Annotated in this window: 9 protein-coding genes; 4 read left to right on the forward strand and 5 right to left on the reverse strand. The window is 55.4% G+C overall.

The window, feature by feature from the left end; all coding sequences use genetic code 11:
• Complete coding sequence (locus tag ACRZ96_RS08750) at window positions 1–1,125, reverse strand: ABC transporter permease (RefSeq protein ID WP_170422810.1); 1,125 nt, start codon at window positions 1,123–1,125, stop codon at window positions 1–3.
• A 396-nt stretch (window positions 1,126–1,521) separates the two neighbouring features.
• Between ACRZ96_RS08750 and aspT the strand changes: the two genes are divergently transcribed.
• The 4 genes from aspT to ACRZ96_RS08770 are packed head-to-tail and all read left to right on the forward strand — an operon-like array spanning window position 1,522 to window position 7,501.
• Entirely contained in the window at window positions 1,522–3,207 is a 1,686-nt protein-coding gene (gene aspT / locus ACRZ96_RS08755; protein WP_480706195.1) for an aspartate-alanine antiporter, read from the forward strand.
• An 18-nt stretch (window positions 3,208–3,225) separates the two neighbouring features.
• Complete coding sequence (locus ACRZ96_RS08760) at window positions 3,226–4,842, forward strand: bifunctional aspartate transaminase/aspartate 4-decarboxylase (protein ID WP_480706193.1); 1,617 nt, start codon at window positions 3,226–3,228, stop codon at window positions 4,840–4,842.
• A 55-nt stretch (window positions 4,843–4,897) separates the two neighbouring features.
• A complete protein-coding gene (locus ACRZ96_RS08765) occupies window positions 4,898–6,799 on the forward strand; it encodes a PAS-domain containing protein (RefSeq protein WP_480706192.1) in 1,902 nt (633 codons plus the stop codon).
• Window positions 6,800–7,501, forward strand: coding sequence for a response regulator transcription factor (locus tag ACRZ96_RS08770; protein ID WP_480771786.1), 702 nt, complete (start codon window positions 6,800–6,802; stop codon window positions 7,499–7,501).
• 74 nt (window positions 7,502–7,575) lie between these two features.
• Here ACRZ96_RS08770 and ACRZ96_RS08775 read toward each other — a convergent pair whose 3' ends face one another.
• The 4 genes from ACRZ96_RS08775 to ACRZ96_RS08790 all read right to left on the reverse strand — a co-directional run bounded on the left by ACRZ96_RS08775 (window position 7,576) and on the right by ACRZ96_RS08790 (window position 12,397).
• A complete protein-coding gene (locus tag ACRZ96_RS08775; RefSeq protein WP_170596152.1) occupies window positions 7,576–8,886 on the reverse strand; it encodes an HlyD family type I secretion periplasmic adaptor subunit in 1,311 nt (436 codons plus the stop codon).
• The gene (locus tag ACRZ96_RS08780; protein ID WP_480771785.1) at window positions 8,870–11,002 is read right to left on the reverse strand and encodes a type I secretion system permease/ATPase; all 2,133 of its coding nucleotides are present in this window, start codon (window positions 11,000–11,002) and stop codon (window positions 8,870–8,872) included. Before ACRZ96_RS08780 ends, ACRZ96_RS08775 begins: the two co-directional genes overlap by 17 nt.
• The gene (locus ACRZ96_RS08785; RefSeq protein WP_170509688.1) at window positions 10,999–11,181 is read right to left on the reverse strand and encodes a hypothetical protein; all 183 of its coding nucleotides are present in this window, start codon (window positions 11,179–11,181) and stop codon (window positions 10,999–11,001) included. The genes ACRZ96_RS08780 and ACRZ96_RS08785 overlap by 4 nt, the downstream gene beginning before the upstream one ends.
• A 367-nt stretch (window positions 11,182–11,548) precedes the next feature.
• Complete coding sequence (locus tag ACRZ96_RS08790; protein ID WP_480814401.1) at window positions 11,549–12,397, reverse strand: SapC family protein; 849 nt, start codon at window positions 12,395–12,397, stop codon at window positions 11,549–11,551.
• Window positions 12,398–12,406: the final 9 nt, after the last annotated feature.

Consider the following 12,406-nt stretch of genomic DNA (forward strand, 5'->3'; position numbering starts at 1 on the left):
TCAGATCCCCAACTCTGAGAAGAAGATCGAAAACAGGGCGTCGATGGCGATGACCATAAAGATCGATTGCACGACCGAGGCCGTCGTCCGCTGACCAACGCTTTCGGATGAACCTTTGACCTGCATAGCCTGCCAGCAGGCAATGACACCGATCACCAGTGCAAAGAACGGTGCCTTGATCATCCCGACGGCAAGCTGTGCGACGCCGGTATTTTCCTTCAACCGGGTCAGGAACATGCCGGGGCTGACACCGAGGTCGATCCAACTCATCAACGCTCCGCCGATCAGGCCAGCCATATCGGCAACAAAGCCAAGAATGGGCAACATGATCAACAGCGCCAGAACACGGGGAATGACCAGAACTTCAATCGGATCCAACCCCAGGGTGCGCATCGCATCAATCTCTTCCTGCACCTTCATCGAGCCAATCGAAGCCGTAAAAGCCGAACCGGAGCGACCAGCGACGATGATCGCTGTCAGCAGGATACCAAGCTCACGCAGGATCGAGATGGAGATCAATTCGACAACAAAGATCTCAGCCCCGAACTGTTTCAACTGCGTCGCGCCCTGAAAGGCCAGAACGACGCCGATCAGGAAACCCATCAAGGACACAATCGGCAGCGCCTTGAAGCCGACTTGCTCCATCTGTGACACCAAGGCAGCACGACGCAGTCGCCATGGCATGATCAGAGTCCGGACCAATCGATGCAGAGTAAGGCCAAGAAAGCCGATGATTGATAATGTGTCCTGCCAGGCGCCAAAAGTTTTTTGCCCAATCCGGGCAACCCAATTCACAAAGCCATGCGGCGGCAGTTCTTCTCCTGTAACCTCGGATATGTTGTGCGATACTGTTTCGATCAATGACGAATGCGCAGGGGCCAACCCTTCGAGCTGGACCTGAGCGCCCTCGCTTCCCATCCGCTGCACCAGATTGGCGACTAGCCAGGCCCCTCCGGTATCCAGCGATTCCACCTGCGACATGTCCACAATGACATCTTGGCCGTTGGGCTTTTGGGCAGCAAAACCCGCTTCGACACGATCCAACGATTGAGTGCGCAGATCTCCGGCAAGGCGGATACAAACGCCGGTTGCGCTGGTCTCGGAAATAATCGTCGGCCGTGTCATAGCGGTATGTGATGGCAAACACCGGGTCGCTGCAATGGATTTGTTCGAACCCCTCAGGATTTTGCGCCCGCGCATTGCGGTAGAGCGACAGTGAAGCCCATGGTTCCGATTCTGGAGCAGGCAGAGCGGGCGAGCCATGCGTTTCGCGTGTTTGCATTGTGGCGCAGGCTCAGTCAGGGTGTTCTGAATGAGGGCGGACAAGCAGAACTATTAATATTCAGATAATTATAGACAAATGTCCTTTGTAAGGTATCGTGAGGCCGAAGTTTTCCTGTTGCGGTTGTGTGTTCGAACAGGCGGCTTGGTCGGGCAGCAAGTGGGCCAATTGGGCGCTTCTTCACCTTGTCTCCGGCTTTTGCCTCAAATGCCTGTCAGGCGCGGATTGAGAGGTGATTGATGGTCGATTGGCTGGTGCATATTCTTCAAAACTACCCTGAATTGGCGGTGTTCCTGTCCATCGGTATCGGCTTTCTCGTTGGTCCCTGGAAGCTGATGGGGTTCAGTCTGGGCACGGTCACGGCAACGTTGTTGGCGGCGGTGGTGATCGGGCAGGCCCAGATTGAAATCGACTCGGCGGTCAAATCGACTTTCTTCATCTTGTTCATCTTTGCTGTGGGCTACGGTGTCGGACCTCAGTTCATCCGCGGCCTGAAAGCAGACGGCGCGCGCGAGGTGTTCTTTGCGCTCAGCGTGCTCGCACTTTGCCTTGTAATCCCGATCATCGCAGCCAAGGTCGCTGGTCTGGAACTTGGCTATGCCGCGGGGCTTTATGCCGGATCGCAGACTATTTCAGCGGCGATCGGTGTTGCCACCGACCAAATCGGCCAGCTGGGCCTGTCGGCGGAACAGGCCAAAACCTATGCTAACCAGATTCCGATTGCCTATGCGGTGACCTATATTTACGGCACAATCGGGTCGGCCATCATTCTGGCCAAGATCGGCCCGCGTCTGATTGGCGTCGATCTGGTCGCGGCCTGTAAGGAATATGAGGCTAAGCTGGGTGGCACGACGTCGGTCGAAACCGGTGATGGCATCGTCTCGGCATATCGCGCGATCGAGGCGCGGGCCTTTGAGATCCCAGAAGGTAGCGATCTGCTGGGGCAACCGGTCAAAAATCTGATGCCCGGTATCCGCATCTATGCCGAACGCCTGAGACGTGACGGGAAGATCATAGAGGTAGATGATAACACCGTATTGCAGGCCGGAGATGTTGTGATGTTCTCAGGCCGCCGCGCTGATCTGGTGGGTTTGCTTGAGACCAATCTTACAGAAGCTGACGCGCCTGATCTGCTGAGCATACCGTCAGAAAAACTGGATGTTCTGATCACCAGCAAAGAGGTTCATAACAAGACGCTTGAAGAGCTAAGCAAACTGTCGATCGCGCGGGGCATTTATGTCTCGAAACTGATGCGAAACATGCAGGATTTGCCGCTGCTACCCGGGACCGTCGTGCATCGTGGTGACATCGTCACAATTCAGGGCAGCAAGCGGCATGTCGAGGCCGCAGTTGCCCAGATTGGCTATGCCGACCGCCCGGTAGACACCACGGATCTGGCTTTTGTAGGCTGGGGGATTTTCATCGGCGGCATCATTGGAACACTGTCAGTCATGATGGGTGGTTTCCCGATCAGCCTTTCCACTACCGGAGGCGCGCTGCTGGCTGGGCTGGTGCTGGGTTGGCTGCGTACGGTGCACCCGACCTTTGGGCGCATCCCGGGTCCGGCGCTTTGGTTGATGAACACTCTGGGTCTGAACGTGTTTATCGCGGTGATAGGGATCACCGCTGGGCCGGGATTTGTCGCGGGACTGCAACAGGCCGGTATTGCGCTGCTGCTATGGGGAATCGTCGCGACCTCGCTACCAATGATCTTTGCAGTTTACGTCGGGCATTACGTGTTCAAATTCCACCCGGCCATTCTGTTTGGTGCCTGCGCAGGTGCGCGCACCACCACTGCCGCGTTGGGTATGATCCAGGAAGCCGCGCAAAGTCGCATCCCGGCGCTTGGCTACGGAATGCCGTATGCGATCGGAAATACACTATTGACCATCTTCGGGATGGTCGTTGTTTTGATCCTAAGCTGATTTGGAGAGGTTCACGTTATGGATAGAGTAGCGCTGCACGATTACGAAGCACTCAGCCCGTTTCAGATCAAGGATGAGCTGATCAAACTGGCCTCGGCCGAGGCGCGTAAGGCCAATAGCGCTTTCCTGAACGCGGGGCGCGGCAATCCTAACTGGGTTGCCACCCGTCCGCGTGAGGCGTTCTTTGCCCTTGGTCAATTTGCCATAACTGAATCCAAACGTGTGATGGATCACCCCGCTGGTTTAGGCGGAATGCCGGCGCAAAAAGGTTGCCATGGACGGCTGCAAAGCTGGGCGTCTGATAATTCCGAAACGCCGGGCGTCGATACGCTGCTTGAGCTCGCGGCGCATGCCATATCCGCGTTTGATTTCGATGCGGACGAGTTTGTGCATGAACTGACGGATTCGATCATCGGTGATAACTATCCGGTGCCTGACCGCATCCTGAAACACAATGCCACCATTGCCCATGAATACCTGATGTGGTCCATGTGCCGAGGTCACCGGCCTGACGCTCAGTTCGATCTGTTCGCAGTCGAAGGCGGCACGGCGGCGATGTGTTATATCTTCAAGTCTCTCAAAGCCAATCGGCTGCTGAACCCGGGTGATACGATCGCGTTGTGTACACCGATCTTCACCCCCTATCTGGAAATGCCAGAGCTTGAGGATTACAGCCTTGAATCCGTCCATGTGGAAACCGACGAGGAAGACGGCTTCCAACTGACGGATGCCGCAGTGGAAAAGCTGAAAGATCCCAAGGTAAAGGCGTTCTTTCTGGTCAACCCGGGCAATCCGTCTTCGGTTGCACTAAGCACCGCATCACTGCGCAAACTGGCGGATTTGGTGGAAAACCACCGTCCCGATCTGATCGTGTTGACGGATGATGTCTATGGCACCTTTGTGCATGATTTTACCTCGGTCATGGGCCATCTGCCACGCAACACGATCGGGGTGTATTCCTATTCCAAGTACTTTGGCTGCACCGGCTGGCGTCTTGGCGTGATTGCTGTCGCGCAAGACAACATCTTCGATCTGAAACTGGCGGATCACCCGGATGAGATCAAACAGGCCCTGGACAAGCGCTATGGCACGCTTAGCCTGACACCGCGCGACATTCGCTTTATCGACCGGCTTGTGGCCGATAGCCGCGATGTGGCCCTGAACCACACAGCAGGCTTGTCGCTGCCGCAGCAGGTGATGATGACGCTGTTTTCACTCAGTGAATTGGTCGACAGCAAGAAAATCTATCAGACCGCCTGCATGGAGCTGGTTCATCGCCGTTTCAAACTGCTGACCGAAGCGATGGGCATCGAGGTGCAGGCAGGTGAGCATTATGACGCCTATTACGGCATCATCGATTTCGAATACTGGTTGCGAAAATATGTCGGTGAAGATGTCGTGGCTTGGATCAAGCAGAATGTTCACCCATTGGATATTGCGTTCAAATTGGCGGAAGACTATGGGATCGTTCTGCTGAACGGCAGCGGATTTGATGCTCCGGACTGGTCGGCACGCGTGTCCTTTGCGAACCTGCCGGACGAGGCTTATTCGCAGATCGGAACAGCCGTTCGATCGGTGGCACGTGGCTATGTGCAAGCCTACCGCGCCGCGAACAATTTGCCGCTGCACGGATAGGTAAATCTCCCTACACCTGCGCCTGAACTGGTGATACCCATGGGCGCAGGGGAGGATGAATTTGGACATTTCCGAACAGCGCATCAAGGCGATGACCACGGCTGGCCTGAACCTGATCGGTCAGGCGCTGTCAATTTATGACAGCCAATTGCGTCTCGTGGTCAGCAACCTGCGGTTTCAGGAAATGTTCGACCTGCCAAACGAACTTGTCGAGCCGGGGGCTCTGTTTCGCGACACCATATATTTTCTCGCTAGCCGCGGGGAATACGGTTCGGTCGGCGATGTTGACGAGATGGTCGAGCTACGCGTTTCGCAGGCCCTCGCGTTCGAGCCGCATTATATGGAGCGGACCCGGCCCAATGGTCAGGTGATCTCGGTCGAAGGTGCACCTTTGCCCAATGGGGGTTGGGTGGCCGTCTATACCGACATAACTCGCACGAAGCGGGTAGAAGATTTGCTGCGTGCCCGTTCAGAAGAACTGTCTGACCAACTTCTGAGCCATGCCGAAGAGCTTTCTGCAACCAACCGCAAACTGGCCGCAACCATCACAGCGCTGGAAGAAGCCAAGCGTCAACTGACCGAGATCGAGGCCCGCACGCGGATGACGACCGAGATGATGCCGGCTCATATCGCGCATCTGGATGCCGATGGACGATACGATTACTCAAACCGCCGCCTCAGTTCGGTCATGCCCGGCCGTCCGTCTGACATTCTGGGCCTTCATATATCAAAGGCTTTGGGGTCATCTGCCTATGACCGGGTAAAGCCACATCTGGAACAGGCCTATGGAGGCCAACCTTCGGTTTTCGAGTTTACCGAAGATCAGGATTCACGCCGCATTCGGGTATCATTCACCCCGGACAAAGCGGGTGGCGTTTATGTCATGTCGGTGGATATCACCGAAGAAACTCAAGCCCGTGTCGCCCTTCAGCAAACGCGGCGCAGAGCCATGGCGGCGCAGATGACAAGCGGGCTTGCCCATGACTTTTCTAATTTGCTGACCATTATTCTGGGCATGCAGGCGCGATTAGAGAGGATGGATCTACCCAAGGAAGCCGATCAGCTAGTCACGGCTACGCAACAAACTGCCCGACGCGGGGGGCAACTGCTGAATCGCATCGCAGACATGACCGGCAATCGCACGCCTCAACCTCAGGCGACGGATATGCGCGGTTTACTTGAGGATTTGCGAATCCTTGCCACCCCGTCCTTGCCGCGGGGCATGGGGTTGTCGGTGGTCAATACTCTACCCGACAAGGTGCTGATGCTCGATCCCGGCATGGTTCAGGATGCACTGCTGAACCTGGTTCTGAATGCGCGGGATGCTTGCGGCACATCGGGCCAGATCACGATCACTGCGCATGCAATCGGGACAATATGGGTTGAGATCACGGTGTCGGACACTGGCCCGGGGTTTACCGGGGAAGCATTAAAGAAGGCGTTAAACCCATTCTTTTCCACCAAAGGCAGCGATGGCTCGGGGTTGGGACTTCCAATGGTCTACGACACGGTAAAGCTGGCGGGCGGTGACCTTAATTTGCGCAACACGCCTTCTGGTGCTTCGGTCGTGATACGTTTGCCCTACCGTCCTGCCCCGTCCGCGCAAGCGGGTCTCGTATTGTTGGTTGAAGACAGCGATGAACTGCGCAGTCAGTTCCGGGACATGCTGGTCGATTTGGGGTGTTCGGTGATCGAGGCAAGCTCGGTCGATGAAGCTTTGACCTTGACGTCGGAAATCGGTGATATCGCGCTGGTTCTATCAGATATTAAGCTGGAGGGCGAAGGCACTGGGATCGACATTGTCGACCGCCTGAATGGTGCGTTGCCCTGTATACTGATGACGTCGCTGCCGCTAAATGACCCGCTACATCATCAGGCATTGACCCGTGCACCTGTCCTAAGCAAACCATTTACATCGTCGCAATTGTCGGCGTTGATCCGAACCGAGGCCGCCTGAATGACACAACCTTTGGTGACCATTCTCGATGACGAACCTGAAATCCGCCGTATCCTAACGGAAGCGCTGGAAGATGCCGGGTTTCAGACTCAAACCTTTTCACGCGCCCGTGAGTTTGAAGCTTCGCTGAAAAGGGTCACTCCGGATCTGTGTTTGGTGGATTTATCATTGCCGGATACCGACGGTCTTGCACTTGTGCACAAACTTGCGCTTGAGCAAGGTGCTGCCGTCATCATCATTTCGGGCCGCGCTCAGGTACAGGACCGGGTAACGGGATTGGAGCTTGGCGCAGATGATTACATCACCAAACCATTTGATCCAGCCGAAGTAATTGCTCGGGTCCGCGCCCGGCTACGCTCTACTGGACCAGCAACGCCGAATTCAGACATAGCCGAATTCAATGGTTGGACCGCACAGTTTGATCGATATGTCTTGATCAATGCCGATGGCGTCGAGACACCTTTCAGTCATGCCGAAGGTGAGGTTCTGCGATTGTTTCTTGAAAGTCCCAAACGCCTGATCAGCCGCGCGCGCATGCAGGACATGTTGGGTGGCGGGGCAGGTGACAGCTTTGACCGCGCTATGGATGTTCGGATTTCCCGCTTGCGAACGAAGCTGGGCGAAGATCCCAAAAACCCGCGCCTTATTAAAACGATATATGGTGCGGGATATATCTTTCTTGGTGACGTGACCTGGTCTTAGTCGTCGGTCCCCCCCGACGCCTAAGATGTCTATCGGCTGGTGCTTTGCTATCTGCTGCCCATCTGTCGTTCTCTTCAATCGCGCAGCGCCTCGTCTTTTATCTTCAGAACAGGTTGGATCAGATAATCCAGAACTGACTTTCGGCCTGACAGAATATCGACCTGAGCGATCATTCCTGGGATGATTTCAACCGCTGTACCACCCGCATCCAACATCGTGTCTGACGTCTGAATTTCGACGACGAAAACCTCTTCTTCACTTCGTTCCGAGCGAGTGATGGTGTCGGCACCGATTCGAACGATCTCACCATCCAGACTGCCGTACCGCGAAAAATCGTAGGCCGTGATCTTGATTTTGACCTTTTGCTCTGGGTGCAGGAAGGCGATGTCCTTGGGCCGGACATAGGCTTCCACCAACAATCTGTCGTCCAACGGAACAATCTCAATCAGTTCCTCACCGCTTCGGGCCATCCCGCCGATCGTCGTCCGGTGAATCCGGTTTACGACACCCCGTACGGGGGCCCGGATCAGCGCGCGAGACGCACGGTCACGCAAAGAGGGCAGGGCAGGTTGCAAGGCGGCAAGCTCTGCCGAAACCAAAGCCAGATCAGTTAGTGCGGCACTACGAAACCGACTGCGCGTCGCGCGGACCTTGTCATCCACTTCATCCAGCCCAGCCTTCAACCGGTTGATCATCGCCTCTGCTCTGACCTTGCGGCCTTTCCATTCCGCCTCGCTACGGCGCAGGGCCAAAAGGGTTGTTGCCGGTTCCATCTTCTGTTCGACCAACGGCACCATCATAGCGCGCTCATCGGCCAACACATTCAGGGTCTCGGTTGACGTGACCTGGTCAACCAATCCCTCTTCGTACTCGCGTTGCCGCTGTTCGCGCTGTCGAGAGAGAATTGCAATCTCAGCTTCAAGTTCTGCTTGCCGACCGTGGTACAGCGCAGTCTCCGACCGCACGACATCTGGCGCGCCAGTCAGAAGATCGTCGTCGAACTCAAGCTCAGCCCCATCGATTTCGGCACGTAGTCGTTGTGCGCGGGCCATCAAACCAAAGGCACGCTGTTGCTCTTGGCTCAACTCTCGTTCGATCTGAGTAGTATTCAGCTCCATCAGCAATGTACCAGCCTCAACCACCAGACCCTCGCGCACGTGAACGGACCGCAAAACACCGGGTTCGGTCGCTTCGATCACCTGAATATCGCCGGATGGCACGATACGCCCATCTGCCCTCACGACATCGTCGAGTTCAGTTAAATGAGCCCAGGCGACGGCGCTTATCAAACAACTGAGTATCAGGAGCAGCAGCAATGATCCCCGCAGCGGTGACCCGCCACGCATTTCACAGGCGAGGCTTTCCAGATCAGGATGCCGCGACATTCAGATGCCTCCCGGGTTTGCGAACTGTCTGCGTCAGGATGTTTTTGGGTCCATCCATCGCAATTTTGCCATCCTCAATCACTATGACCCGATCAACCAGTTCCAGCAGGCTGGTTCGGTGCGTCACAATGATCATCGTGGTATCTGGCGTGGTCTTTTTAAGGCGGCGTATAATTTCGGATTCGGATTTGACGTCCATCGCACTCGTAGGCTCATCCAGCAGCAGGACAGGAGGATGCCCGATAAGCGCCCGGGCCAATGCAATCGCCTGCCTTTGACCACCTGACAATCCTTCTCCTCGTTCGGCTACAGGCTGATCATAGCCCCGTGGGTGCCGCGCGATAAAATCTTCGACACCTGCAATGCGCCCTGCACGGATCAGTTCATCATCACGCGGGCGCACCGACCCGCTGGCAATGTTTTCCCGGACGGTACCGGAAAACAGCCATATGTCTTGCAAGACTGAACCAATATTTCGCCGCAAGTCGCCGGGATCAATCTGGCGAATGTCCAGCCCGTCCAACATCACCGAGCCCACGCGCGGTTGGTAGAGGCCCAACAGCAGTCGCGCAATCGTACTCTTGCCCGACCCAATCTGGCCCAGGACAGCGACTTTTTCACCGGGTTCGATTGTAAATGAAACACCTTTCATCGCGTCTTCCGTTTGATCAGGATATGCGAAATGAACATTGTTAAACGTTATCCGCCCGGAAAACTCGGATCTGCTGATCCAAGATTTGCCTTCAGGCCGCTCATTGCTCGCCTGCATTAACGTGTCCAGATTGCGGTAGGCACTGCGTGCCTGATTGACACGTGTCAGGGTTTGCGCCAATTGTCCCAGCGGTGCCAGGGCACGGCCGGTCAGCATCACCGACGCAACAAGTGCCCCCATGCTCGTCTGGCCATCCGTGATCAGAAATACACCATAAAAGACGATAAGTACTTGCGCGGCCTGCTGAGTAAATCCAGTTAGGTTCAGGGCAAATTGAGTAACGGCCCTGCTGCGTGATCCGTAGTTTGACTGGCGTGCAATTGCACCTTCCCACCGCATTCGCATCTGCCGACTGGCGGCGGTTGTCTTGATGGTTTCCAAGCCTGATACAGCCTCAACCAGAACAGATTGCTTGGATTGTCCGTCTGCAAGACTTTGTTCAGCAAGACGCGACAGGATCGGTTGAACAGCCAGTCCGCTGAGAAGAACGACTGGTACAGCGAGTGCAGGAACAAGCGCCAGCGGGCCGCCCACCATATAGATCGCGAATATGAATACCGCGATGAATGGCAAGTCTACGACAGCGACGAGTGTGGCAGAAGTAAAGAATTCACGCAAAGTTTCGAATTCGCGGATGGTACTGGCCATTGCACCCGTTGAGCCCGTTCGGGACGACATGCGAATATTCAGCACCTGGTCAAATACTCGCCGTCCCATGGACATGTCAGCATTCTGGCCGGCGCGATCTATGAACCCCGCGCGAAGGAGCTTCAGCGCGAAGTCAAAAAGAAGCGCCAACCCCACGCCAAGCGTCAAAGCAATCAGCGACTCGGTCGCCTCGTTGGGCAAGACCCGGTCGTAGACGATCATGATAAAGACTGAGGTCGTAAGCCCCAGAACGTTTGCCATCGCCGCAGCCAGCGCCACCTGAACATAAGACCAGCGGTTTGCGGCAAGGGACGACCAGAACCAATGACCCCGCTGATCCGCTTGATCTGCGTTAACCTCGTCGCGGTGCAAGGGTCGAAACAACAATGCATAGCCCGTGTAGACTTCGTCCACGCCGCTTTCGGGAACCTCTCCGATACCGTCATCCAAAGTGGGGTCGTAAAGCAATAGATCGCCATTGCGCGTGCGCCCGTGGTACACAACGGCGCGATCGCCTTCCAACAACAAGATCGCGGGTGCCAGCGGTGCATCAAATGCCGACAGCTTTCGCGCACCAAACCCGACCTGCAGGCCTGCTCGTTGTGCCGCGTACATCGCATCGCGCACGGTCAACTCACCTGTATCACCAGATTGGCAGGCGTTCAGTGCTGCAACTGTCAATGGCCGCTCAAGTGTCGCTGCGACATTCAACAAGCAAGCTTCCAATTCGGTCAGAGTTGCACGATCAACATTCATAGCGACTTATCCAGCGTGTCCATCGTGAACCCCGGAGAACCCAGAATGGTCTCGGTTAGGCTCGATGAGGCGTGATTGGCCAAAGCGAAGTTCTGCTCTGCCAGAATCAGCCGTTCCTGTAGCTGCATGTAGTTGCGTTTCGTACCCGACACTCGGGATTTCGCGGTCAATACACCCATTCTAGATTCATGACCGTTTGATACCCGCAAGTAAGACGGCACTTCACTACTAATGGAGTTCGTCTGAACGGGCCGTGCTATCAACCCCAATAAAGCCTGAGCCAAAAATGCACCGCCAGCGGCATTCTGGTAAGCTTGGATTGTCCTTGTTTTGGACCCACTTCGTGCCACAATCGAACTGCTCTGAACAGCCTTTCGCACTTGTTGGTCAAAAGCGTGCTTTGACAGTTTTTTAGATCGTGCTGTTGCGCTTGCTCCGGTCGTTCCTCGCGTTAAAGATGTCTCGACATCGGCTAGGTTGGGCGTTGAGGTGCAGGCTGAAACTGACAGTAACCCCGCTGTTATGCCAAGGATTCCAAGCCCGAGCTTAACCCATTGCATGGATCGCGCCCTCCTTGCATTGTCCGTGCCGAACCTCTTCAGCAAGTGCAGTCATGAATCCGCCAAAGGTGTCGTTTTGTTCTGAACTCCTCGTGCCTGATTGGCTCTGTGCACTGGACAGCCAAACGCAATGCGACAGGGATACTTGATGAGCGTGAATCAACCGTAGCGCGCCGCTGGAAAGCAGGGCCAATTTATAAGACTCGGGCAATCGTTCCAGCAGAATTGGATCAACGCCCCAGTAACCCTCGGTCAAAGTGATGCCATTCTGTTCGTCCAGTGGTACAAGCAGACCCATTTCAGCGATCAAAGAGCAGACTTGGTCCGTTTTGTTTGCCGAGGCCAGGCGATTTTGCAGAAAGCGGCGCACACGGCAGAGATCCTGCGTCAAAAGTCCGTCCACTGTAAAAAATGGTTGGTCTTTAGGGTCATGTGTAACCAACCCTGAATCCTCGTCGACAAACAGACGTGACCGAGAGCCGCCCTTTTTCATAGCTTCTGCCTGGAATGGAAAGCAACGCAACGCTGAGGGCACATAAGGCGCAAGCCAGCGACCGTTTTGGTCGACGAAGGGCGGTGCCATTTCCGGGATGACTGAGAATAGTGCGACGGGAGAAAAACCTGTTTGGTTTGACAGAAACACAATCGGAAAAGATGTGGCAATTTGCGGAACTTCTGAGATGACGATGGGACAGGCGTCCATCTCTGCAACAAATTGGTATGATGTGAACCGGCGCCAGAATCGATTCCTGTGCCGTACAAGGCTGACTGGGAAAAGGCCGTTCTCTGCCATGTGATCCTCTTGTCCTGAAGAGGCGAGGCTACATTTGTGCATCGCCCCAAG

This window comes from Ruegeria sp. CF1 (assembly GCF_056537445.1).

Coding starts and splice junctions, on each gene's coding strand:
- ACRZ96_RS08750 (WP_170422810.1), bottom strand. CDS start 1,125: ATGACACGGCCGACGATTATTTCCGAGACCAGCGCAACCGGCGTTTGT.
- ACRZ96_RS08765 (WP_480706192.1), top strand. CDS start 4,898: ATGAATTTGGACATTTCCGAACAGCGCATCAAGGCGATGACCACGGCT.
- ACRZ96_RS08785 (WP_170509688.1), bottom strand. CDS start 11,181: ATGGGTGTATTGACCGCGAAATCCCGAGTGTCGGGTACGAAACGCAAC.
- ACRZ96_RS08790 (WP_480814401.1), bottom strand. CDS start 12,397: ATGCACAAATGTAGCCTCGCCTCTTCAGGACAAGAGGATCACATGGCA.
- ACRZ96_RS08770 (WP_480771786.1), top strand. CDS start 6,800: ATGACACAACCTTTGGTGACCATTCTCGATGACGAACCTGAAATCCGC.
- ACRZ96_RS08775 (WP_170596152.1), bottom strand. CDS start 8,886: ATGTCGCGGCATCCTGATCTGGAAAGCCTCGCCTGTGAAATGCGTGGC.
- aspT (WP_480706195.1), top strand. CDS start 1,522: ATGGTCGATTGGCTGGTGCATATTCTTCAAAACTACCCTGAATTGGCG.
- ACRZ96_RS08760 (WP_480706193.1), top strand. CDS start 3,226: ATGGATAGAGTAGCGCTGCACGATTACGAAGCACTCAGCCCGTTTCAG.
- ACRZ96_RS08780 (WP_480771785.1), bottom strand. CDS start 11,002: ATGAATGTTGATCGTGCAACTCTGACCGAATTGGAAGCTTGCTTGTTG.